Raw genomic sequence first — 20,385 nt, 5'->3', positions numbered from 1 at the left:
CATGAGCAGCACCGAGATCGCGATCAACAACCCGAGTGGTGTGGTCGCGGCGCCGAGCCCAATCTCCATCAGCAGCGCCCTCGCCGAGCAGGTCCAGCAGCTGGATCACGCCTACACGCTCGCGAAGTCGATCTGCAAGACCGCCCTCGTCCCGCAGCACTTCCGCGGCAAGCCCGAGGACGGGGCGGTCGCCATCATGGCCGGCGCGAAGTGGGGCCTCGACGCGATCGCCGCGTTGCAGAACATCTTCATCGTCCATGGAACCCCGTCGACGTTCGCGAAGGTCATGAAGGCCGTCGTGCAGGCTAACGGTCACGAGATCTGGACCGAGACAGTGGAACCGGGCCGGGTCGTCGTCTGCGGCCGCCGGAGCGGTAGCGACAAGATCGAGCGCTCCGAGTGGACCGCGGACCGGGCGCGGAAGGCTGGGTACTTCTCGAACAGGAAGTACGACACCGAGCTCGAGAACATGCTGTACGCGCGCGCGACTGCCGAGTGCTCGCGGCGCACCGCGCCGGACTGCCTCCTCGGCATGCCCTACTCCCGCGAGGAGATGGAGGACACGCGACCGATCCGCGCGACCGTCGAGCGGCTCGACTTGCCGACTGGCATCGCGGACTCGCTCGGCATTGTGCCGGCGGGGGAGCCGGAGCCGATCGACGTCACCGAGATGGTGGAAGTCGATCCGGAGCCGGACTCGGCGCCTACGGAAGCCCCCTCGGATTCGGGTGCAAAACCAGACACCGAGCAGGTCAGCGATCCATTGATCACCCCGCCGCAGCTCAAGAAGCTGCACGTGGTGCTCGGGAAAGAAGGCCTCACCACCGACACCGCGAAGCACGACTGGCTGTCGACCGAACTGCGTCGGCTGATCACGTCAACCAAGGACCTGACCAAGACCGAGGCCGGGCAGATCATCGACTTCCTCGAGAAGGCCCAGGCCGCCGACGCCGCCAAAGCGCAGCAGTGAACGCCGCAGACCGCGAGCGTGCCCACGGCCTCATGGTTCGCGACGCGCAGCAGTCGGGGTACTACGACGACCCGGTCGCGCTGCGTGGCTACTCCGAGGGCGTCGAGCACGCCCTCGAGCGGGCCGAGTCGTACCGCGAGGCGAACGCGGCCGAGCGGCACTGGACTGGCCCTGAGAACTACCGCGAAGCGGAGCGTCTGATCGAGGTCGCGGGCGAGTACCTCTCCGATTCGCGTCGCCTGAACGGGGACAGCCAGGCGACCCGCGACCGTGCGCATCGGTTCGCCGACACCATCCTCGCTCGCGCCCAGGTGCACGCCACCCTCGCGCTCGCCGCCGCGACCGCGCTGGGCGTCACCACCGCCCAGTTCGGCGACACCGATCAGCTCACCGAATGGGCCGAGATCAATCGCACCACCCAACCCGAGAAGGAGAAGTAGATGGCCATCGTCAAGGAGAACCCGAACGGCGACAAGGGAACCGTCGAGGGCATGGCGAAGTACTCGTTCATGTCGTCGCCGCCCGAGCAGTTCGAGCACGTCCCGACGCCGGGCGAGCAGCGCGTCATGAGTGTCACCGTCGAATGCAAGGCCGTTATGGACGAGAAGGTCGACGAGGGCGTCCGCAAGCACGTGAAGTGGAAGGTCGTCGAGGCCGAGATCGGCTCCATGGCGAAGCGGGCACCGGAGAAGCCCGACGAGCCTGAGCTGCCATACGGGTCAGGGGAGGGCGACGACTACGGCGACTACAACGGGTCCGGGGCGGACGAGCGCACCGACTCCGAACGCGAAGCCGACGAGCAGGCGGCAGCAGCGCGGCTGGAGATCGCCAAGCAGGAAGACGCCGACGACGAGTCCGAGAGCGGCAGCAATGTGCACCCGCTGCCCTCGTTCTCGGGCAACGCGTGACCTGCTCCAACCCCCGAACCATCGCCTCCGTCGCCGCACTCGCGGCGGCGGGGGCGCTGGCCGCGGGGGTGATCGTATGCACCGCCCTCGCCGACATCATCGACCCCAAGGAGGAGGCCCACAATGCCACGTGAGTATGGCAAGGCATGGTTCTCCATGTTCACCGACGACCACTTCACCACCCAGCCGAACGTCGACAAGTTCCTGTACATGACGCTGCTCGGCCAGCCGTCGTTGAACTACGCCGGCGTCACCCCGATCAACCTCAAGCGGTGGCGCAAGGCCATCCGCGAAGGCGACGCCATGCCGACTGAACTGGAGGCCAAGGCCGCCTTGGTCCGGCTCGAGCGCAACGACTACGTCTTCACCGACGACGACACCGGCGAGGTCCTCATCCGGTCGTTCATGCGCCGCGACGAGGTCGACAAGCAGCCGAACGTGTTGGTCAGCGGACTGCGGGCGGCCGCTCAGCTTGAGTCGCCGAAGTTGGCCGCTGTTCTGCGCTCTGAGCTCGCGCGGCTCACCCTGCCTACGGTCAACGGTGAGTCGCTCAAGGCAGTCCGACTGAGGAAGGACCTGCCTCGGCTGTTCGGTGAGGCCGTGGCTCACCTCGAGACCCTTTCGGAAGGGTTGTCGAAACCCTTTGCGGAACCCTTTGCAGAAGACTTTCCCGAAGGGTTTGAGGAAGGGTTACCGCGACCTGGGGAAATGGAACCCCTACCGAAACCCTTTGCCAAAGGGTTGTCGAAACCCCCGGTTGTGGTTGAGGTTGAGGTTGCAGGGTCACCTTCCAGAGGTGGTTACGTTGGGGGGACGCGCGAGCACGCTCACGAGCCCGCCCGCGAAGCCTCCGCACCGAGCCCCCGCTGCCCCAAGCACCCCGACGGAACCGACGCCCCGTGCCGCGCCTGCGGCGACGCACGGACCGCCCGCGAAGCCTGGGACACCGAGCAGGCCCGCCACCGCGTCGAGACCGCCCGAGCCGAACGCGAGCAGCAAGCAGCACTCGTCCGCCGCCAGATCGAAGCCTGCGACCTCTGCGACGCCGACGGGTACCTCGGCACCCAGGTGTGCAACCACAACCCCGCCCAAGCCGAAATCAACCGCCGCGGCGCCGCACTCGCCCGAGCAGCCCTCACCAAGCCCCAGGAGCCCGAATGCGAAACCCCGACCTCCAGCAACTCACCGACCGAGACCTCGCCCTCACCGTCGCCTGCCAACACTGCCGCGCCCACGCCGGCCAACCCTGCACCGTCACCGACCGCACCGGCACACACGAACTCCAGAACCTCCCCGCCCACCTCGGACGCATCACCCGCGCCCAACGCCACCAACGCCTCCTCGACGACCGCACCGGAGCCCGCGTGACCATCGGTCCCGTCGTCGGGATCGACCCCAGCCTCACCGGCACCGGACTCGCGATCATCCGACCCGACACCACCCCCGAGCTCCACACCATCGCCAGCACCGGCCGCAAATCCGACACCTGGCAACAACGCGCCACCCGCCTCACCAACCTCCGCAACCACACCATGGGCCTCGTCCCACGCAACACCACGCTCGCCATCATCGAAGGCCCCGCCTACGCCGCCCAAGGCGCCGGCATCCACGACCGCGCCGGCTACTGGTGGATGCTCTTCCAAGCCCTCACCGCCCTCGGCATCCCCACCGCCGTCTGCCCACCCACCACCCGCGCCAAATGGGCCACCGACAAAGGCAACGCAGGCAAAGCCGACGTCGCCATGGCCATCGCGAAACTCTGGCCCAACACCGAAATCCGCGGCGACGACCAAGCCGACGCACTCTGCTTCGCCACCATCGCCGCCCAACACCTCGGCCGCCCCATGCCCTACCCAGTCCTCGAACGACACAAGCTCGCCGTGGCGAAAATCGTGTGGCCCGACTAACGCGGATACACTCACACCGACACCACCGATACCGCCAACCCATGCCAGGCCAACACGACCCCGGAGACACCCAATGCCAAGCCTCAAACCCGAGGGCATCAGCGACCGCGAACGCGCCCTCGGCGCCATGCGCGACCGCCGCGACGGCATGCAATGGGCCGAGGTCGCCGAAGCCTGGGGGTACCACGACAAGAGCACCGCGCACCGCGCCGTGAAGGGCGTCCTCGACCGCGTCGAAGGCGAAACCGTCGACGACTACCGCGAAGTCGTCAACGCCCGCTACGAGGCGCTGTACGCGAAGGCGTGGGAGGCGATCGAGGCCGCCGAAGCGAAGGGTCAGCTCGTCGGGAAATCGCAGCTCGTCGCAGCGGCGCGCGGTGTCCTCGATTCGCAGGCGAAGCTTCTCGGGCTCGCGGCGCCGCAGAAGTCGGAGCTGACCGTGCACACCCGTTCGGCGATCGACGACGAGATCGAGAAGCTCACCGAGGCACTTCGATCCGGAGTCCCCGCACCGCAACCCCAGGAGGCAGGTGGCCAGCTGACCTGACCCCCGACGCCCCCGCGGAACCCTTCCCTGACGCGGCCCCGAGCAGGAAACCCATAGCGGCACAACACAGGGAGGCCCCGCATGCCCGTCAGTACGCCCGTCGTCACCGTTCACGGAACCCGCGAAGTCAGCGTCGACGAACTACACGCGCACCCCCAGAATCCGAACCGCGGCGACGTCGACGCCCTCGCCCAATCCCTCGACACCTTCGGCCAATACCGCGCGATCGTCGCCCACATCGACGGCACCATCCTCGCCGGCCACCACCTCTGGGAAGCCGCACGGGCGAAGGGTCACACCACCATCCGCGTCGAATTCATCGACTGCGACGAACAGACCGCCCGCCGGATCCTCGTCGCCGACAACCGCCTCGCCGACCTCGGCCCCGGCGTCGACCCCAACCTGCTCCTCGCAGTCCTCAACGACCTCGACATCCTCGAAGGCACCGGGTACAGCGACGAGGACCTCGCGCTGCTCGACCGGCAACAGAACCCACCCCAACCGCTCACCGACCCCGACGACGCGCCACCGCGCCCCGACAGCCCAACCCGTGCCGCCGTCGGACAGGTATGGCACCTCGGCCCCCACCGCCTCTACGTCGGCTCCTGCACCGACACCGACGCCGTCCGCGCGATGCTCGCCGGAGACACCGCGGACTGCATCTGGACCGACCCGCCCTACGGCGTCGACTACATCGGCAAGACGAAGCAGGCCCTGACCATCTCGAACGACACCACCAACGGCCTCGACCAGCTCCTCGCCGACGCATTCGCCACCGCCGCTGCGGTCGCGCGCCCCGGCGCCCCTGTGTACGTCGCGCACGCCGACACTGAACGCGTCACCTTCGACACCGCGCTGCGTGCCGCGGGGATCACTGTGCGGCAGAACCTCATCTGGGTGAAGAACCAGCTCGTCATGGGTCGCAGCGACTACCACTGGCAGCACGAACCGATCTTGTACGGCTTCACTGCCACCGGGCCCGGCGTCGGGCGTCTCGGCCGCGGCGGCGACTACTGGCACGGCGACAACGCCGCGAGCACCGTCCTGCACGTCGACAAACCGACTGCCAACCAGACCCACCCCACGATGAAGCCTGTCGACCTGATCGTCCCGCTGATCAGCAATTCCTGCCCACCGGGCGGAATCGTGCTCGACCTATTCGCTGGCAGCGGCTCCACCCTCGCCGCCGCCTTCCTCGCCGGCCACCGCGCCGCGCTCGTCGAGCTCGACCCCTGCTACGCCGAGGTCATCCTCGACCGGTGGGAAGCGATCTCCGGCCAGCCAGCCGAACTGGCGGCGTGACCATGCAGACCCACAACTCCCGCCGCGCCCGCGCCAAAGCAGGCGACCGGCATGAACGCGCCCTGCAGCTGCTCATCGGCGGCGCCACCAACCAGCAGATCGCCGACCAGATCGGCTACGCCAGCCGCGGCGCCGCCCACAACGCCGTCACCAAGGCCCTCGCCGAGCACGCCGAACGCCGCGCCGCACTCGCCGATCAAGCCCTCACCATCACCCTCGCCCGTCTCGACGCGCTCTGGCGGCCGCAGTACGTGAAGGCCGTCCGAGGCGACGCCAGCGCCGCCGACACCTGCCTCCGCATCATCGACCGCCAGATGAAACTCCTCGGCCTGACCGCGCCAATCCGATCCGACGTCACCATCTCCACACGCAGCGAACTCGACGCCGAAGTCGAGAAGCTCCTCGGCAAACTCGATGGCCGGCCGACCTTCCCGGTGATCGAGCCCGCCACCGAGTACCAAGGAGGATCGACGTGACCGCGCTCGAGACCGGGGCCTGGCGTGAACTACCTATCCGCGAGAAGCAGTACCTCCGCGACCGCCTCGCCGAGGAATGCGCCCGCAACGGGATCCCCATCAACGACGCCACCAGCCCCGGCATCCTCGCGATGCGGCACGAACCAACGCTCACCGTGCAGCGCCCACACCTCGAGCTCATCGACCGCGAGCTGACCAACCTGCTCGCCACCCCCAACGGCAAGCTGATGATCTTCACCCCACCTCAGGTCGGGAAGTCCTCGCGGGTGTCACGCTGGTTCCCGTTCTGGTGGCTCACCCACCGACCGCAGGACCGCGTCATCCTCGGCTCCTACGCCGCGCAGCTCGCCAACACCCACAGCGCCGCATGCCGCGACCTCATCAACGCCCACGGCGCCGGGTACGGCCTACGCCTCCGCGACGACGAATCCACACGCTCCGACTGGACACTCACGACCGGCGGCGGCATGCGCGCCCGAGGAACCCGCGGAGGCCTCACCGGCAACCAGATGGACCTCGGCATCATCGACGACCCACTCGCCGACCGCGCCGCCGCCGACAGCCCGACCATCCGCGAAGGCGTATGGGACTGGTACAGCTCCGCGTTCATCTCCCGCATGGCCCCCGAAGCCCGCCAGGTCATCGTCATGACCCGCTGGCACCAACAGGACCTCGCCGGGAAGCTCCTCGCCCGGGACGGTCGCGTCGAGGACGGCGGCGAATGGCGTGTGCTGCACCTGCCCGCGCTCGCGATGTCACCCGACCCGGCGAAGGGCGTGTACGACGACCCCCTCGGGCGCGCGCCCGGCGAACCGCTCTCTCACCCGCGGATCCAGGATGGCGACAGTGCCGCGCTGAACGCCCACTGGACGCGCATCAAGAAGGCATCGACCACCCGCGACTGGAACGCACTCGACCAGGGCATGCCGTTCGACTCGGAAGGCACCCTCCTCACCGAAGAGCACATTCGCGCCGCCACGCGCGGATCCGCAGCGGCGAAGATCGCGGGAGTAGGTGTCGATCCGTCCGGCGGCGGCCGCGACACTGCCGGCATCGTCGCCGGCCACCTCGGTACCGATGGGAAGTTCTACTGGACCCGCGACCGCACCGCCCGCATGACGTCGGACCGATGGTCCCGCGCCGCATGCGAACTCGCCCACGACATCGACGCCGACCGCATCGTCGTCGAAACGAACTACGGCGGCGACCAGGCGACCACCCTCATTCGGCAGGCCTGGGACGCCCTGCAACGCGAGGGCGTGATCGGCGGCCGCGCGCTCTGCCCACGGATCGTGACGGTGCACTCGAGGAAGTCGAAGCTGCTGCGTGCCGAGCCGATCGCGCAGGCAGTGCTCACCGGCCGCGCGTTCTTCGACGTCGACCCATCGCTCGCCAACCTGAAGACGGAGTGGCAGATGTGGGAGCCCGGATCCACCTGGTCTCCAGGCGCATTGGATGCTGCAGTGCATCTCGCAACGGACCTGTTGCCGCCGATTCAGGCGGGTGCGTCGGTCACGTCCGTGGCGAAGCGGAAGCGCGACAGCGCCACCGCGCGGGGAGTCGCGGCCCGCAAGACACGCTAGAAACCCGGATACAGTAGTCACTGTATCCGGGGAACTGTACTGTCGCGGTATGCCCCAGACCATCCCGTCTATCGCCGAACTGCTGCTCGAGTCCGACGTCGACAAGCTGCGCGGCGAACTCCAGTTGGCCCTCCAGCTCGCCGCCAGCGAGTCACGGCTCGCGGCCGGCTATCTGGGCCGCGCGGTGGTCGCCGAGGCCGACGCGCGCATCGCGCGGGACGAACGCGATGCCGCGCTCCGACGCCTCGAAACCCTCGGCGGCGCACGGTGAGCGCCGGCCTCGAACGGAAGCGCGCCCAGCACGGATACCCGCACCACGACGAGGTGCAGGGCCGCAGCATCGCCTCCGCTGTCACGCAGATCGACGAACTGACCGCGGCCCTCGGGCGCGTCCGGGCGCTGCACGGCGAGTGCGCGGTCCGCTGCGGCATCTGCCACACCTGCGGCGCACAACACCCCTGCCCGACCCTTCAAGCGACCGGAGAGACTGCATGACCACCGACATCACCGCGGACGAGTGCCGTTCAGCGCGAGGCGAACTCGTGCGCGTCCTCGGCATCCTGGACCCGAACGAGACCTTCGTCGAGGACATGACGGTCCCGACGTTGGTGGGGTACCTCGACGAGGCCGCCGACCGCCTCGAGGCTGACGCTGCCCGCGAACGGTTCGTGGAGGAGCTGGCGCACGTGCTGACCGCCGCGGCGGTTCCCGTGGCCAACGACATGCACAGGTTCTACCGGCGCGAGGCCCGGGCCGCGATCGACCATCTCCAGCCGATCACCGAGTGGCTGGCCGCCGAGAAGGTCTGGGAGGCGACCCGTCTCGCCCGTCCGGTCGACGTTCTCCCTGGCGACGATTCGCCGTGGTCCATCGCCCCCCTCGGGATCGCCTGCGGCCCGGTGCGGTCGATCGTGGCGGCGATCGAGGGCCGGCTGAACAAGCTGCTCGGCGACGACGGCTACCGGGTGAGCATCGCCCTCGATGAGCCGCCCCCGCCGGGGACCTGCGGCGAGATCGACACCGCCGACCCGGCCCGCCCGTGGGCGTGCACGCTCCCCGCTGAGCACAACTGCGCGCACGAGGCCCTGACGACCGGCGGCCGCGTGCGTCGCCGCTGGGGTCGTTCGTGGCCCAGCCTCGACCAGGTGCCCCACGGTGTGACCGAGGTGCGCGGCGCGGACGGCGAAGTCTGGGAGTGGGTGGACGGAGGCTGGCGCTACCACGGAATTGGTCCCGCGTGGAGCCCGCTCTGGGGTGGCACAACCACGCAGGAGCTAGCCCCGTTCGTCGAGGTTCTGGACGGCGCCGAGTGACGCCGTCGGAGGTGCTCGCCGCACACCGGCCGATCCACTCGCATGTGTGCGGGTGCAGGTGGGGGGCTGAAGGCGTAGGTCGAGCGGAGGCCTCCGTCCTGCACGCCGCCCATGTCCTCGACGCCCTCACGAACACCGGGCACGCCGTCGTCACCCTGCCCGAGCCGACCGACCGCATCGCCCTTCGAGACGGCCGATGTGCCCGCTGGGACACGCCGTTCTACGACGTTCGCATCTACAACCACGGGCTCAACATCCTCGCCGACGACTTCGAGCATGAAGCGGCGATCGAGGAGATGGAGCAGCTGGGCCTCGCACTCCTCGCCGGTGCCGCGCAGGCCCGACGATGGTCCGCTGCTGCCGCCGAGACGGAAGGGAAGGCATGAGCGCGCGCTGCGGCCACTGTGGACAGGACACCCCCACCGACGAGGACGTCATGGCGCAGATGCTCACCCGCGTGATGCCGAAGCCCGCCGCGAAGGTGCTCAACCGCTGGCAGATGCGGGAACTGGCCGTGGAAGCTCTCGCTGTCGCGCGGGCGCTCGGATACGCGAAGGCGAGGGCAGACCGATGCCCTGTAGGTACTGCGACCAGCCGATCGAGCCGACCCCGTACACCTGGCGTGCTCGCTGGAAGCACACCGACACAGGCTTCGCGACCTGCACTCCAGACCCACTGACCCACCCCCTCACCACCGCCACCCCGAAGGAGACCCAGTGAACCCGAAGGCCCATCCCAAGACGCTGATCGCAGCAATCGCACTAGCCGGGATCGCATTGACCGGCTGCGCAACCGACGCCGACGTGGTGTCCGAGAACCTATCCAAGGCAGCCGACCAGTTCGAGATCAACCGGCGGATCGTCTTCTTCAACGGCATCACCGACACCTACCTGCTCACCATCGAGGGCCGCTGCGCCATCGACGACGACGGCAACCAGCTCGAGGTCACCTGCAAGACCCAGGGCGGGGAGTACAAGAAGCACTTCCTCGGCTTGAGTGACAACGTGTCCTACGTCGCAGAGCAGCTGGAGGGCGCCTCCGTGAGCGCGGACCACTACCGGGTGATCTTCAAGCCGGAAGTCATCGTGCCCGACGTGGACCGGCCGTGATGAGCGCCAGCGACGCGCTCTGGTCCGTATCCGCGGCTATCCCCGGCCTGCTCGGCCTCGCGTACAGCTTCGGCCGGCACCGCGAACGGAAGCTGCACGCCCCCGACACCACCAGGAGAAGCCATGCCTGAACCCCGTAAGCCATTGGTGCAGACCGCACTCGAACTGCACGTCTCGCCGCGGAGCATCGACAAGGCGCTGCTGCGAGAGATCCTCGATGCAATGGAGGAGTGGCCCGACGACACCCGCGTCCACTTCGACTTGTCGCGGGCGATGGATCAGCGCGATTCCGACATTATGCACATCCGCGCAGTGAAGGCGGTGTCGCGGTGAGCGGGGACCTGGACCTCGACGGACTCCGCGAGCGGGCGTTCAGTCGGGGTGGTGAGTCCCGATGACGCGCATTTACACCGAGGTCACGACCCCCGAGGTCGTCGGCACCATCGACGCCACCGAAACCACACCCGGTGTATGGGACATCCACGTCCGCGACTTCACCGACAACAGCCACCACACCGCCACCATCCAGCACGCGACCAACGAACCGTTCGCCGTCATCGCTGCCGGCCTCACCGCGGCCCTCAACCTCGAGCCCCCCACGTGACGATCCAACTCGACACCGTCCGCCTCTACCAGGACAGCCTGGGGGAGTACCGCTGGATCCGCCGCGCGCCTGGCGGCCGGACCATCGCCGAATCCGCCCAGGCGTACCCCAACGAAACCACCGCCACCCGCGACCTCGAACGCGCCAACCCCGACCCCAGCAGCTACCGCCTGGAGATCGCCCGCACATGACCAGAGAAGGAGTGATCTGATGCCCCAGAGCGAGATCCGAGTCACCGCGGTCGACCGCGTCGCACGAGTACTGCACGAGCTGGCTTCGCAGATGCGGGACTTCGAGAACAGCTTCCAGACACCGCAGGCGAGGTGGATGCACGGCGAGCCCGAGCCGCTTCCGCCGTTCGACGAGACCGCCGAAACGTGGCGGGAGGTGGCGGCCTCGATCGTCGACGCGCTCGGGGACCTCCTGCCGACCGAGATCCGGTACGGCGTCCGCCACCCCGTGCACCAGACCGAGGCCCGCTTTGTCGGTGAACCGCTCGACGACTGCCGCCGGTACGCCGACGAGTTCGAGACCACCGTGATCCGCCAGTACCTCGGGGAGTGGGTGCCCAATGCCTGACGGAACCAACAGTCTCACCATCGACGTCCACCGGTGGCTGCCCGGCGAACCCATCCCGTACGACACCATGCGCGCCATCCTCGGCCTGCCCGACGTGAAGCGTGAGGTCGAGCGAGAGCGAGCCCGCCGGGAGGCTGCGGCCGCGCTCAAACAACTGTCGGCCGTGACCCATTCGTTCGCCGCGGTGTTCGTCGAGCTCAGCCGCGCCGCCGCTACCGCGGGAGAGCAGATCCGCGACGTCTTCCTGCCCCAGTTGACGCACGACCCCAGGGAGGCAAAGTGACCGAGATCCACGACGGCGAACCGATGCTGCACGGCCGCGACTACGACTTCTTGGAGTCGCTGCCAGGTCGGGACGACACGGCGTTCCAGCGGTATGCGTCCATGGTGCTGGGCGGGCACCTGCTGGGACCTGCCCGGTGGGTTGTCGTGTACTACGCGCTGTGGAATCTGTGGCAGCGTCGACACACTCTGTGGCCCAACCCGTTCCTCGAGCCGCTCGAAGACCGAGTAGACCACCTCGTCATCCGCCGCGCCGACGGTGTCCGCCTGTACGACGAGAACTGGAACGAAGTCGACGAACTGGTCCTCCTGGTCGAGCCTGCGCGCGGATTTCGCGGCCTCGCGCGGCTCGGCGAGAAGGTCCCATCGTGGACCGTGAGCGTCGGACTCGAACCTGAACCAGTGATCCCGCAGAGCCAGGCGCTCCCGCGGCCGTCCCACACGCCGCCGATGTGGGCGAACAACCCCACCCAGCAGCGCCGCACCCGCAAGACCCGCAACCACCGGAGGGTGAAGTGAGCGAGCACCCTGCCCTCGGCCCCGACAACCTCGCCCACCTCGACTTCGCGCCCGCCTGCGAGCTGACCGACCGGGGAGTGCCATGCGAGCGACCAGCGCGGTGGATCGCCAACATCCACATGCACCTCGCCGACATGCCCCGCGTCGCACTCTGCGACCACCACCGCGCCGGACACATCGCGCTCGAGGCCCAGATCCGACCGGGCTGGACCAACCGCTGCGGCACCTGCCGCCAGTCGATGAACCCGGGCGATTTCATCCGAAACCAGGAGTCAATGTGAATGCTGGCTTCGTGCTGCGATCACGTTGCGTCCGGCGTGGGGGTGTCCCCATCGGGCTGAGAAGCGACCTGGCCCGCGGGCTCAGTAGGCCGGAAGGCCTCAGGGCCGGACGTCCACACCGCAGGATCCAACTCCGACAGGTCGGTAGGGATCGGAGTGTCTACCTCCGCGCGGTGCATCTTGATCTCCTGCTCAAAGATCTCGGACGACACAACGACGGCCCGCTCGAACACTCCAGGGTCGAGTCGCAGCACACCTTCCTCGTATAGCCACTTGACCAGGCCATATGTGTCGTTCAGCCGCGAACCGATGCGGGCGAGCACACCAGCCGCACCCCTGAATCGTTCATCGATACTCAACCCCAGTGCCGCACCCTCGGCGTCATCAGCGTGGACGAGGTCGCTGTACAGCCACGCATACATCAAGTGGCCGTCAGTGATGGACCCACGATCGGTGATCACGAGAAAGGCCTGCGCGTCCGCGTCGGGTGAACGGTCAACGACACTCGCCCATTGGTCACGCCACCACGAGATCGGATTCTCCAGATTCGCGAGAAGCTGCTCGGGCAATAGTGCTTCGATCGCGTCGAATACCTTCTGAAAGTGGAGCCGCTCACTCGGCAGGATCAACGGGCGAAGCCGAGCAGCAAAGGACTCGATTAGTTCCTCGGGAGGGAAGGTCTGCCGCAGGACCTGGGTGACTTCACCAGTTCGCCGGTTCTCGGTGATGTCCAACGTCAACTTCCCTGAGTAGAGGTCTCGCATCAGGGACTGGTGGTCACGGATCAGGGAGTGCTCGAGAATTCGCCGGGCCCGGAGAACGAATGCTTCCAGAACCTGTGTCGGGGTGTCAGTCTGCTGGATACGCGCCATGCCACGGGCCTTTCGGATTGGGTGCAGTTCGACGACTCGCGGCAGTCTAAGTGCGCCTGCAGACAAGTTGGGACCGTGTGAGTGGCGAATCGGAGGGATGTATCTGGATACAGTTATCTCTGTCCACCGACTGAGGAGTTGTTCCGCGTGACCCTGACGATCTTCCTGCTGACGCTCGGCGCGACCGCGCGCGTCACCCGGTTCTTCAACAGCGACTACCTCGCCCGCGGCATCCGCGCGCTCCTCATCCGCCGCCTCGGCCCCGACCACGACCTCGCGTACGGCATCGCCTGCCCCTGGTGCCTATCCATCTGGGTGGCCGGCGCCGCGATGACCGTGGCCTGGTTCTACGGCGAGCACCCCGGGTTCATCATCCCCGCGGCCGCGCTCACCGCCTCCTACCTCGTCGGCCTCGCGGCGAGCATCTTCGACAGCGAGGAGCTGGACTGATGCGCATCCGCCACCGCCGCCGCGAATCCACCGCGCACCAGCTCGCGGACACCATGGCCGCCGAACAGCGTGCGGCCCGCGCCCACGTCGCCCGACGTCGCCTCCGCGACCAACCCGTCCCGGCTGGGACCATGGTCGCCCGCTTCACCTCCCCGTCGACCTCGACGAAGCTGCCACCGCAGGCCGTCACCGCGGCCGCCGAGGTCGTGTTCGGAAAGGCCGTGTCGCGGAAGAAGAAACGCCCGCCCGTCGCGTCCTGGCAGAAGGAAGCGTGGGAGCTGCGCGGCGAGATCCCCGAGTTCCGGTTCGCCGGCGACCGCGTAGCGCGCGGCGCCTCCCAGTACAAGCTGTACGCGGCGAAGCGCCCAAGCACCCCGAACGGCGCCCCGGAGCTGGTCACCGAAGGCGACGCGTTCGACCTGTGCCAGGAGATGTTCGGCGACATCGCCCGGACCCAGCAGTTTCTGCACCGAGCGGGCCAGCAGCTCACCTTCAACGGCGAGTCCCTGATCGTCGTCTCCGAAGGCGAAGACGGCCGATTCAGTTCCGCGGCCCACTCGGTCAGCGAGCTCACCGGCCAAGGGAAGTCGTGGAAGCTGAACAACGGCGTCGAGACCCGCAACCTCAGCGAAGACGACGACCTCGTGATCCGCTGCTACCGGCCCGATCCCGAGTTCGAGGGCCTCGCGGATTGCCCCGCCCGCGCGGTCCTCCCAGTTGCACGAACCCTCCGGGGCCTCGGGAAGCGCACCGCCGCCGAGATCGACTCCCGCCTCGCTGGCAACGGTGTCCTCCTCGTCCCCCAGGAGATCGAAGTCCTTCCCGGGCAGGGTGGTGATGGCGACGTCGAGGACGATCCCAACTCCTCTCCGTTCGTCGAGGCCCTCGTCGAGGCGATGACCATCCCGATCCAGGACCCGGACTCTGCCGCTGCCGTCGTCCCGCTCATCGCGAAAGTCCCAGCCGAGGTAGTCGACAAGATCAAGCACGTCACCTTTGCCTCGCCGCTGGACTCGAAGGTCAAGGACATGGAGGACGGTGCGATCCGCCGCGTCGCCCTCGGTATGGACTCGCCGCCCGAGACTCTGCTCGGCATGTCGACCGCGAATCACTGGACCGGGTGGCTGATCTCGTCCGAAGAGGTCACCCTCGTCCTGTCGCCGACCGTCGCCACAATCTGCCACGCACTGACTGTGGGGTGGCTGCAACCGATGCTCGAAGCGGCCGGCGCCGTCGACGCGGACGACTACTTCGTGTGGTTCGACGCCTCCGAGCTCGAGCTGCGCCCTGACAAGTCCACCGACTCCCGCGACCTCCACGAGAAGGGCGCACTGTCGGAAGCAGCGATGTTGCGGGAGAACGGCTTCAGCGAGACCGACGCCCCGGAGCCCGCCGAACGTGAGCGGACTCTGCTCACGAAGCTGCTCCTCGCGGCACCGAACCTCGCGCCACAACTCCTCCCACACCTGGGCATCGACATCGACCTACCGGAGGCTGACGCCACGACACAGCAGACAGCGCCAGCAGACGCCGCCCCGGGAGCAGATGAAGGTGGCGGCCAGCAGGAGCCGCCATCGCGGCCCACCGCTGAGCCTGACGCCACGACCGAGACGGGGCCCAGCCAGTGACCGCGCCCGCCACCACCAACGAGATCCTCGCGTGTGAGGTTGCCGTGCTCCGCGCGCTCGAGGTCGCCGCGAAGCGATCCCTCGGTCGGCGCACCCGCGGCACCGCGCCACAGGTCCCCGCGTACCTGCTGCACACCCACCTGCGAATCGCCGTTGCCCATCAGGACTGCGACCGCCTCCTCGCTGGCGCGTGGGAGCACCTCGAGTTGGTGCTGCCGGGCCAGCCGAAGCTGTACGCCGCGGTGGACTGGTATGTCCGCGAGCTGATCGTGAAGCGGCGCCCGCACCACCGCGCCGACCTCGAGGCTGTGCTGGCGGTGGCCCATGAGTAATCGGTTCGATAAACACGCTCTCGCGACCTTGATAGGCACCGCGGTCGGGTTGGTCGTCGGCAGCGCCGTGTCATTCGTGTGGATGACCGTCGCTGCGCTGGTGCGCCGTGGGTAGGACCGATCCGTGGCTCGGCGCCCGGATGCGCGCGGACGCGCAGCTGCGCCGCGGCGAGCACCGCCTCCACGCCGCCATCGTCACCGCAATGACCATCTGGCTCGACACCGCCCGCGCACTGATCCTCGGACAGCAACTCCCCGACAACGCAGCCGCGCTCCTCGCCGACGGCAACACTCCACACCCCGACCTCGACGCCGCCCAAGCCTCATTCGGCGTCTGGGCCCGCGCGCTCGAACAGCACGTCGAACCCGTACTCGCCGAGGCATTCGGCGAAGCATTCGCCCAGAACCAGCGCACCGCCGACATCTCCGTCGTGCACTGGCAAGAACTCGCCATGGCCACCGTCGTCGACAGACTGAAGATCTGGCCCGAAGGCGCCTTCGAAGAACTCCGCCCCGAGTTGCTCGAAGCGATGGCGAACAACGAGGACATCGACCAGGTGCAAGACCGAATCGGACGGATCCTCGGCATCGACGCCCCGGCCCGCCGCATCCGCGCGGACATCTCCGCGATCGACCGGAAGATCGCCGACCCGACCACCCCGCCTGCCCAGCTCCCCATCCTGAAGGGGAAGCGCCGCGAGCTGTGGAACCAGCACGACGAGCGGAACCTCGAGTGGCAGTGGCTCGCCCGCCGCATCGCCCGCACCGAGATCCAGGCCGCGATGGAAGCCGGGGCCCTCGCCGCGGCCCAAGCATCCGAGGAGATCACCGGCGACAAGATGTACAAGCGGTGGCTCTCCACCCACGACGAACGCACCCGCCTGTCGCACTCGGTCGCCGACGGCCAGATGGTCCGGCTCGCTGAACCATTCATCGTCGGCGGCACGCCCGTCCAGCACCCCGCCGACCCTGCCGGCGCCGCACGCGAGACGATCAACTGCAGGTGCACCCTCGCGATCCTCGACTGGAACGAGATGCAGGCCGAGCTGCAGGGGATGTGGGGTGGCCGCGGCGTCGGCCCGATGAACGCCCGCCTCGGCCCCGACGACGAAGCCGATGTCGCGGCCGCGATCGACCGGTTGAAGCGCGAGCAGAACGGCGAGGTCGTCGACGACGCGCCGGCCGCGGTAAACGTCGCCGCCCAGGACGACGCGGAGACGCTCGGCCGCAAGTTTGAGGAGGACAAGCACCCACGCAGCAAGGATGGGAAGTGGGGACGCAAGACGGGCCCGTCCCAGCCGGATGGGGACGGCAAAACGGACGCTGACGCACCCAAGGGTGACGAGAAGAAGTCCGCACCCCCGAATCCCGCGAAGCCGGACGAGACTCCGGCCGAGGACGCTGCTGCGGCCGCCGCACCGATCCTGCCTCAGGGCATCGTGATCGACGACGTGGCGCCGGGCGGCGACCCGGAGCCTGCATCGACGTGGGTGTCCGTCGACGAGCTGCGCGCTGCGGACCTCGTCGCGCCCGATGACGACCCCGATCGGCACTTCAACGAGTTCGAGAAGGTGACGGCCGAGCGGCTGCGAGCGCTCGGGTTGGACCTCGTCTCCGTGAAGGAGCGCGTCGGCAAGGGTGAGAAGACCCCCGACTCCATCGCGGTCGTCGCGGGCGAGACGGTCGAGCTCAAGTACACGACCGCCGCGACCGAGAACGCGATCACCGTGCAGATTCGCCGCGGTGCGAAGCAGTCCAGCCGCATCGTCGTTGATGCTGTTGATGCGCCCGGCATGACCGCCGAGGTCGCGATCGCAGCGATCCGCAGCAACGTTCGGGTTCGCGGCGCGCGCCTCGCCGAGATCGCCGTACTTATCTCCGCTGCGAATGCGAACAGTGCGGACACAGAAGAAGCCGCTGTCGTATCATGGGCAAATGGCTGATACCGCGGTGTACGTCGAGCCGGGAGTAGATAACTCCCAGCTCGCGGACATCGCTGCCCGCATCCTCGACGGGTCGGAGGTGAACGTCGATGTCGACGACACCGCAGGCGAGTATGCCGGCTACGTCGTCGCAGTCGACCTCCACGTCAACGACCTGAACCCCCGTGGCGCCGACATCGTGCGCAAGGCCGCGGTCACAATCCGCGATGCGGTGACAGATGAGCTTCACGTCAAGGCGGCAGTCGAGGACGACCTGATCGCCGCCGACCTCGCTGCGCGCTCGTCGGACTGACTTCGCTCCATCAGTGCCCAACTGCATCGCCTCCCTGCGGTAGCGGTGGATACTGTTGTCGGTGTCCACCGATGACCAGGAGCCTGCGATGACTGCACCGACTGCACCCGAGCCCGCTGCCGCGCCCCCGGACGAGCTTGGGCTCCCGACCGGATGGCGCGGCCCCCTGATGCCGGTGAACCGCCGGTCCGGGGACATGCGCGAGATGGTTCTCTTGGAGGGTGCCGAGCCCGCTGTTCGGCCGCTGCCGATCGCTCTCTCCGCGCAGGACGAGATGTGGGACGGCCACGACGGTTCGCGCGTCGTCGGCCTCATCACCCGCGTCTGGCTGCAGGACGGGATGGTGTGGGGCGAAGGCCCCCTCGACCTCGACGACGAGCACGGCGCGAAGATCGCCCGGAAGCTCCGCGACGGATTCGCCGGCTGGGTGTCCGCGGACCTGTCCGACGTCGCGGTCGAGGAAGTGCCGATCGACGCCGCGGGGGAGGAGATCCCGCCGGAAGTCTTCGCGACCTACGATCGGGCCTACAACGAGGCCTCGCGAGCAGGGACCGAAGTGCCCGAGCCGCCGCAGATCGAGAACGTGATCCTGCGCGTCAACGAGTGGAAGCTGATGGGCGCCACCCTCGTCTCCGGGCCCGCGTTCGAGGACGCACGAATCCAGCCGATGTACGGCGAGGAGTTCACTCCGGTCCCCGCTCAGGAGGCGCTCACCGCGGCGGCCGCGCAGCACTCGGGCGCGATGGTCGCGCTCGTCCCAGCCGCAGAGGATGCGGAACGCCTCGCCATCGACGGATACGAGCCTGTCGACGTCCTCCACACCACCCTCGTCTTCCTCGGCGATGCGGCAGCGTGGACCCCGGAGCAGCGCGACGCACTCGAAGCCGCAGTCTCCGAGGTTGGTGTTGTTCCGATGACCGGTCGTGTGTGGGGCCACGCTGCGTTCAACCCGTCCGGTGACGATCCGTGTGCCGTCTACCTCGTGGAGGCCGAGGGAATCACGTCGCTGCGGTCAGCGGTGCTCGGCGCACTCGAGGAGTCCGGCACCTACGGGCTTGTCCCCGAGCAGCACGAGTGCTTCGTACCGCACGTGACCGCCGGGTATGGGCTGGACCCGGCCCAGCTCGTCGAGACCGGGCCGGTACGGTTCGACCGGGTCCGCCTGTCCTTCGCTGACGACGACGTCCGCGACATCCCCCTCGAATCGGTTACCGCGGCCCTGGTCGCCGGCGCCGTCGTCTACGACCGGGCCGACTTCTTCCAGCCCGAGGCCGACGAACTCACCGCGCTCACCATCACCGACGACGGCCGCGTGTTCGGGCACCTCGCGCAGGCGGACTCCTGCCACATCGGGTTCGCGGACGTGTGTGTGACCCCGCCGGCCAGCGCCACCGACTACGCCTACTTCCACCAGGGCGAAGTATCGACCTCCGATGGTCCTCTTGCGGTCGGGAAACTCACCCTCGGCACCGGACACGCAGGAATGCGAGCCTCCGCTCGCGCAGCCGCCGAGCACTACGACAACACCGGATCCGCAGTCGCGATCGTGCGCTGCTCCGACGGACTCTGGGGGCCATGGCTTTCCGGCCGCATCCTCCCCGGCGTCGACGACGACCGCGTCGCTGAGCTTCGCCGCTCCGGAGTGTCCGGCGACTGGCGCACCGTTCAGCGCGGCAGCCACGACCTCGAGCTGGTCGCGGTGCTCGCCGTGAACGTGCCCGGGTTCCCGGTGCCGCGGACCCGAGCGCTCGCCGCCTCGGGCATGCGCTCGCTCGTCGCGGCCGGTGTGATGCCATCGCGAACGCCAACTCCAACCACATCTGGGAGCACTCTTGCAGCAGGTATCGACGTCCGTGAAGTCGCGAAACACGTTGCGGTGGAGCTCCGTGCGACTGAGATGCGAGAGGGCCGTCGCGAAGCGGCTGCCGAACGTGTCCGGCAGAGCCGCCTGGCGGCCGCTGCTCGACGCGTGAAGGTGGAGGGCGCCTGATGGCCGTCACCGTCTACACGAAGCCGAATTGCATGCCCTGCCAGGCGACGAAGCGGCATCTGAAGAAGCTTGGTATCCCGTTCGCCGAGGTGAACCTCGCCGACACACCAGAAGCCGCCGACACCGTCCGCGCCCTCGGATACATCGGTGCGCCTGTTGTCACCGTTGACCTCGACGACGGCCAAGACCACTGGTACGGCTACAAACCCGACACCATCGACGCCCTCGCGTACCTCGCGGCCGCCGGACAGTAGGAGACCAACATGGCATGCAATTGCGGTGGTGGCGCGAAGAAGACGATCCACCAGGTGCGCCGCCCTGACGGCACCGTGAAGCGGTACGCCACCGAAGCGGAGGCCCGGGCCGCCGCGGACGCGACCAACGGCGAGTACACCCAGATTCAGCGGTGACCATTGAGGTTCACGGCTGAACCCCAGAACAGGGGATAGAGTGTCCGCATAGATCGCCGCTGGCTGTGGGCCGGGCACACAGTGCCCG

32 protein-coding genes are annotated in these 20,385 nt (G+C 68.2%); 31 read left to right on the top strand and 1 reads right to left on the bottom strand.

Features of this window, described 5'->3' with window-relative positions; translation table 11 throughout:
• Position 1 precedes the first annotated feature (1 nt).
• The 23 genes from ACWFRB_RS09435 (at position 2) to ACWFRB_RS09325 (ending at position 12,380) form a co-directional block, all read left to right on the top strand.
• Complete coding sequence (locus ACWFRB_RS09435; protein ID WP_452640521.1) at positions 2-970, top strand: hypothetical protein; 969 nt, start codon at positions 2-4, stop codon at positions 968-970.
• The gene (locus tag ACWFRB_RS09430) at positions 967-1,410 is read left to right on the top strand and encodes a hypothetical protein (protein ID WP_452640519.1); all 444 of its coding nucleotides are present in this window, start codon (positions 967-969) and stop codon (positions 1,408-1,410) included. Before ACWFRB_RS09435 ends, ACWFRB_RS09430 begins: the two co-directional genes overlap by 4 nt.
• Complete coding sequence (locus tag ACWFRB_RS09425; RefSeq protein ID WP_452640518.1) at positions 1,411-1,878, top strand: DUF7171 family protein; 468 nt, start codon at positions 1,411-1,413, stop codon at positions 1,876-1,878.
• Positions 1,875-2,012, top strand: a complete 138-nt coding sequence (locus ACWFRB_RS09420; protein ID WP_452640517.1) for a hypothetical protein — start codon at positions 1,875-1,877, stop codon at positions 2,010-2,012. The genes ACWFRB_RS09425 and ACWFRB_RS09420 overlap by 4 nt, the downstream gene beginning before the upstream one ends.
• Complete coding sequence (locus ACWFRB_RS09415) at positions 2,002-3,246, top strand: hypothetical protein (protein WP_452640515.1); 1,245 nt, start codon at positions 2,002-2,004, stop codon at positions 3,244-3,246. Before ACWFRB_RS09420 ends, ACWFRB_RS09415 begins: the two co-directional genes overlap by 11 nt.
• A complete protein-coding gene (locus ACWFRB_RS09410; protein ID WP_452640514.1) occupies positions 3,243-3,785 on the top strand; it encodes a hypothetical protein in 543 nt (180 codons plus the stop codon). The genes ACWFRB_RS09415 and ACWFRB_RS09410 overlap by 4 nt, the downstream gene beginning before the upstream one ends.
• A 73-nt stretch (positions 3,786-3,858) precedes the next feature.
• Positions 3,859-4,332, top strand: a complete 474-nt coding sequence (locus ACWFRB_RS09405) for a hypothetical protein (RefSeq protein ID WP_452640513.1) — start codon at positions 3,859-3,861, stop codon at positions 4,330-4,332.
• Positions 4,333-4,413: 81 nt separating this feature from the next.
• Positions 4,414-5,634: a DNA modification methylase gene (locus tag ACWFRB_RS09400; RefSeq protein WP_452640511.1), complete on the top strand. Its 1,221-nt coding sequence runs from the start codon at positions 4,414-4,416 to the stop codon at positions 5,632-5,634.
• Positions 5,631-6,110: a hypothetical protein gene (locus tag ACWFRB_RS09395; protein ID WP_452640510.1), complete on the top strand. Its 480-nt coding sequence runs from the start codon at positions 5,631-5,633 to the stop codon at positions 6,108-6,110. The genes ACWFRB_RS09400 and ACWFRB_RS09395 overlap by 4 nt, the downstream gene beginning before the upstream one ends.
• Positions 6,107-7,693, top strand: coding sequence for a terminase large subunit domain-containing protein (locus tag ACWFRB_RS09390; RefSeq protein WP_452640509.1), 1,587 nt, complete (start codon positions 6,107-6,109; stop codon positions 7,691-7,693). The genes ACWFRB_RS09395 and ACWFRB_RS09390 overlap by 4 nt, the downstream gene beginning before the upstream one ends.
• 49 nt (positions 7,694-7,742) lie before the next feature.
• Positions 7,743-7,964 carry a hypothetical protein gene (locus ACWFRB_RS09385; RefSeq protein WP_452640507.1) on the top strand — a complete coding sequence of 74 codons (222 nt, stop codon included), beginning with the start codon at positions 7,743-7,745 and terminating at the stop codon, positions 7,962-7,964.
• A complete protein-coding gene (locus ACWFRB_RS09380) occupies positions 7,961-8,188 on the top strand; it encodes a hypothetical protein (RefSeq protein ID WP_452640506.1) in 228 nt (75 codons plus the stop codon). Before ACWFRB_RS09385 ends, ACWFRB_RS09380 begins: the two co-directional genes overlap by 4 nt.
• Complete coding sequence (locus tag ACWFRB_RS09375; protein WP_452640504.1) at positions 8,185-9,006, top strand: hypothetical protein; 822 nt, start codon at positions 8,185-8,187, stop codon at positions 9,004-9,006. The genes ACWFRB_RS09380 and ACWFRB_RS09375 overlap by 4 nt, the downstream gene beginning before the upstream one ends.
• Positions 9,003-9,392 (top strand): hypothetical protein, encoded by a 390-nt coding sequence (locus ACWFRB_RS09370; protein ID WP_452640502.1) that lies wholly within the window; start codon positions 9,003-9,005, stop codon positions 9,390-9,392. The genes ACWFRB_RS09375 and ACWFRB_RS09370 overlap by 4 nt, the downstream gene beginning before the upstream one ends.
• A gap of 330 nt (positions 9,393-9,722) precedes the next feature.
• Positions 9,723-10,115: a beta-sandwich lipoprotein gene (locus ACWFRB_RS09365; protein WP_452640501.1), complete on the top strand. Its 393-nt coding sequence runs from the start codon at positions 9,723-9,725 to the stop codon at positions 10,113-10,115.
• A complete protein-coding gene (locus tag ACWFRB_RS09360; RefSeq protein WP_452640500.1) occupies positions 10,115-10,246 on the top strand; it encodes a hypothetical protein in 132 nt (43 codons plus the stop codon). Before ACWFRB_RS09365 ends, ACWFRB_RS09360 begins: the two co-directional genes overlap by 1 nt.
• A complete protein-coding gene (locus ACWFRB_RS09355; protein WP_452640498.1) occupies positions 10,239-10,448 on the top strand; it encodes a hypothetical protein in 210 nt (69 codons plus the stop codon). The genes ACWFRB_RS09360 and ACWFRB_RS09355 overlap by 8 nt, the downstream gene beginning before the upstream one ends.
• Positions 10,449-10,509: 61 nt before the next feature.
• A complete protein-coding gene (locus tag ACWFRB_RS09350) occupies positions 10,510-10,719 on the top strand; it encodes a hypothetical protein (protein WP_452640496.1) in 210 nt (69 codons plus the stop codon).
• Positions 10,716-10,910, top strand: a complete 195-nt coding sequence (locus ACWFRB_RS09345) for a hypothetical protein (protein WP_452640495.1) — start codon at positions 10,716-10,718, stop codon at positions 10,908-10,910. Before ACWFRB_RS09350 ends, ACWFRB_RS09345 begins: the two co-directional genes overlap by 4 nt.
• A 19-nt stretch (positions 10,911-10,929) precedes the next feature.
• Positions 10,930-11,298, top strand: coding sequence for a hypothetical protein (locus tag ACWFRB_RS09340; protein ID WP_452640494.1), 369 nt, complete (start codon positions 10,930-10,932; stop codon positions 11,296-11,298).
• Positions 11,291-11,581, top strand: coding sequence for a hypothetical protein (locus ACWFRB_RS09335; RefSeq protein WP_452640492.1), 291 nt, complete (start codon positions 11,291-11,293; stop codon positions 11,579-11,581). Before ACWFRB_RS09340 ends, ACWFRB_RS09335 begins: the two co-directional genes overlap by 8 nt.
• Positions 11,578-12,099 carry a hypothetical protein gene (locus tag ACWFRB_RS09330; RefSeq protein WP_452640491.1) on the top strand — a complete coding sequence of 174 codons (522 nt, stop codon included), beginning with the start codon at positions 11,578-11,580 and terminating at the stop codon, positions 12,097-12,099. Before ACWFRB_RS09335 ends, ACWFRB_RS09330 begins: the two co-directional genes overlap by 4 nt.
• Positions 12,096-12,380 carry a hypothetical protein gene (locus tag ACWFRB_RS09325; protein ID WP_452640489.1) on the top strand — a complete coding sequence of 95 codons (285 nt, stop codon included), beginning with the start codon at positions 12,096-12,098 and terminating at the stop codon, positions 12,378-12,380. Before ACWFRB_RS09330 ends, ACWFRB_RS09325 begins: the two co-directional genes overlap by 4 nt.
• A gap of 20 nt (positions 12,381-12,400) precedes the next feature.
• Here ACWFRB_RS09325 and ACWFRB_RS09320 read toward each other — a convergent pair whose 3' ends face one another.
• Positions 12,401-13,252 (bottom strand): hypothetical protein, encoded by an 852-nt coding sequence (locus ACWFRB_RS09320; protein ID WP_452640487.1) that lies wholly within the window; start codon positions 13,250-13,252, stop codon positions 12,401-12,403.
• A gap of 147 nt (positions 13,253-13,399) precedes the next feature.
• Here ACWFRB_RS09320 and ACWFRB_RS09315 point away from each other — a divergent pair, with 147 nt between their 5' ends.
• The 8 genes from ACWFRB_RS09315 to ACWFRB_RS09280 all read left to right on the top strand — a co-directional run bounded on the left by ACWFRB_RS09315 (position 13,400) and on the right by ACWFRB_RS09280 (position 20,297).
• Positions 13,400-13,702: a hypothetical protein gene (locus tag ACWFRB_RS09315; RefSeq protein WP_452640485.1), complete on the top strand. Its 303-nt coding sequence runs from the start codon at positions 13,400-13,402 to the stop codon at positions 13,700-13,702.
• Positions 13,702-15,330, top strand: coding sequence for a hypothetical protein (locus ACWFRB_RS09310; protein WP_452640483.1), 1,629 nt, complete (start codon positions 13,702-13,704; stop codon positions 15,328-15,330). The genes ACWFRB_RS09315 and ACWFRB_RS09310 overlap by 1 nt, the downstream gene beginning before the upstream one ends.
• Complete coding sequence (locus ACWFRB_RS09305; protein WP_452640482.1) at positions 15,327-15,662, top strand: hypothetical protein; 336 nt, start codon at positions 15,327-15,329, stop codon at positions 15,660-15,662. Before ACWFRB_RS09310 ends, ACWFRB_RS09305 begins: the two co-directional genes overlap by 4 nt.
• A gap of 107 nt (positions 15,663-15,769) precedes the next feature.
• Positions 15,770-17,605: a phage minor head protein gene (locus ACWFRB_RS09300; protein WP_452640481.1), complete on the top strand. Its 1,836-nt coding sequence runs from the start codon at positions 15,770-15,772 to the stop codon at positions 17,603-17,605.
• On the top strand, positions 17,598-17,897 hold the full coding sequence (locus tag ACWFRB_RS09295) for a hypothetical protein (RefSeq protein ID WP_452640480.1): 300 nt from the start codon (positions 17,598-17,600) through the stop codon (positions 17,895-17,897). Before ACWFRB_RS09300 ends, ACWFRB_RS09295 begins: the two co-directional genes overlap by 8 nt.
• A gap of 88 nt (positions 17,898-17,985) precedes the next feature.
• Complete coding sequence (locus tag ACWFRB_RS09290) at positions 17,986-19,887, top strand: 2'-5' RNA ligase family protein (protein WP_452640479.1); 1,902 nt, start codon at positions 17,986-17,988, stop codon at positions 19,885-19,887.
• Positions 19,887-20,141, top strand: a complete 255-nt coding sequence (locus tag ACWFRB_RS09285; protein WP_452640477.1) for a glutaredoxin domain-containing protein — start codon at positions 19,887-19,889, stop codon at positions 20,139-20,141. Before ACWFRB_RS09290 ends, ACWFRB_RS09285 begins: the two co-directional genes overlap by 1 nt.
• Before the next feature lie 9 nt (positions 20,142-20,150).
• The gene (locus tag ACWFRB_RS09280; protein ID WP_452640476.1) at positions 20,151-20,297 is read left to right on the top strand and encodes a hypothetical protein; all 147 of its coding nucleotides are present in this window, start codon (positions 20,151-20,153) and stop codon (positions 20,295-20,297) included.
• The last annotated feature ends 88 nt before the right edge of the window (positions 20,298-20,385 follow it).

This window comes from Rhodococcus sp. NPDC055112 (assembly GCF_053607505.1).
The sequence above is the reverse complement of the archived record's forward strand: the minus strand, read 5'-3'. Positions and strand labels throughout refer to the sequence as shown.

What these genes read in the sequence shown, in the direction of transcription:
- ACWFRB_RS09400 (WP_452640511.1), top strand. Translation starts at nt 4,414, where the DNA reads ATGCCCGTCAGTACGCCCGTCGTCACCGTTCACGGAACCCGCGAAGTC.
- ACWFRB_RS09350 (WP_452640496.1), top strand. Translation starts at nt 10,510, where the DNA reads ATGACGCGCATTTACACCGAGGTCACGACCCCCGAGGTCGTCGGCACC.
- ACWFRB_RS09295 (WP_452640480.1), top strand. Translation starts at nt 17,598, where the DNA reads ATGGCTGATACCGCGGTGTACGTCGAGCCGGGAGTAGATAACTCCCAG.
- ACWFRB_RS09425 (WP_452640518.1), top strand. Translation starts at nt 1,411, where the DNA reads ATGGCCATCGTCAAGGAGAACCCGAACGGCGACAAGGGAACCGTCGAG.
- ACWFRB_RS09360 (WP_452640500.1), top strand. Translation starts at nt 10,115, where the DNA reads ATGAGCGCCAGCGACGCGCTCTGGTCCGTATCCGCGGCTATCCCCGGC.
- ACWFRB_RS09285 (WP_452640477.1), top strand. Translation starts at nt 19,887, where the DNA reads ATGGCCGTCACCGTCTACACGAAGCCGAATTGCATGCCCTGCCAGGCG.
- ACWFRB_RS09355 (WP_452640498.1), top strand. Translation starts at nt 10,239, where the DNA reads ATGCCTGAACCCCGTAAGCCATTGGTGCAGACCGCACTCGAACTGCAC.
- ACWFRB_RS09435 (WP_452640521.1), top strand. Translation starts at nt 2, where the DNA reads ATGAGCAGCACCGAGATCGCGATCAACAACCCGAGTGGTGTGGTCGCG.
- ACWFRB_RS09340 (WP_452640494.1), top strand. Translation starts at nt 10,930, where the DNA reads ATGCCCCAGAGCGAGATCCGAGTCACCGCGGTCGACCGCGTCGCACGA.
- ACWFRB_RS09280 (WP_452640476.1), top strand. Translation starts at nt 20,151, where the DNA reads ATGGCATGCAATTGCGGTGGTGGCGCGAAGAAGACGATCCACCAGGTG.
- ACWFRB_RS09320 (WP_452640487.1), bottom strand. Translation starts at nt 13,252, where the DNA reads ATGGCGCGTATCCAGCAGACTGACACCCCGACACAGGTTCTGGAAGCA.
- ACWFRB_RS09290 (WP_452640479.1), top strand. Translation starts at nt 17,986, where the DNA reads ATGACTGCACCGACTGCACCCGAGCCCGCTGCCGCGCCCCCGGACGAG.
- ACWFRB_RS09385 (WP_452640507.1), top strand. Translation starts at nt 7,743, where the DNA reads ATGCCCCAGACCATCCCGTCTATCGCCGAACTGCTGCTCGAGTCCGAC.
- ACWFRB_RS09375 (WP_452640504.1), top strand. Translation starts at nt 8,185, where the DNA reads ATGACCACCGACATCACCGCGGACGAGTGCCGTTCAGCGCGAGGCGAA.
- ACWFRB_RS09405 (WP_452640513.1), top strand. Translation starts at nt 3,859, where the DNA reads ATGCCAAGCCTCAAACCCGAGGGCATCAGCGACCGCGAACGCGCCCTC.
- ACWFRB_RS09415 (WP_452640515.1), top strand. Translation starts at nt 2,002, where the DNA reads ATGCCACGTGAGTATGGCAAGGCATGGTTCTCCATGTTCACCGACGAC.
- ACWFRB_RS09335 (WP_452640492.1), top strand. Translation starts at nt 11,291, where the DNA reads ATGCCTGACGGAACCAACAGTCTCACCATCGACGTCCACCGGTGGCTG.
- ACWFRB_RS09310 (WP_452640483.1), top strand. Translation starts at nt 13,702, where the DNA reads ATGCGCATCCGCCACCGCCGCCGCGAATCCACCGCGCACCAGCTCGCG.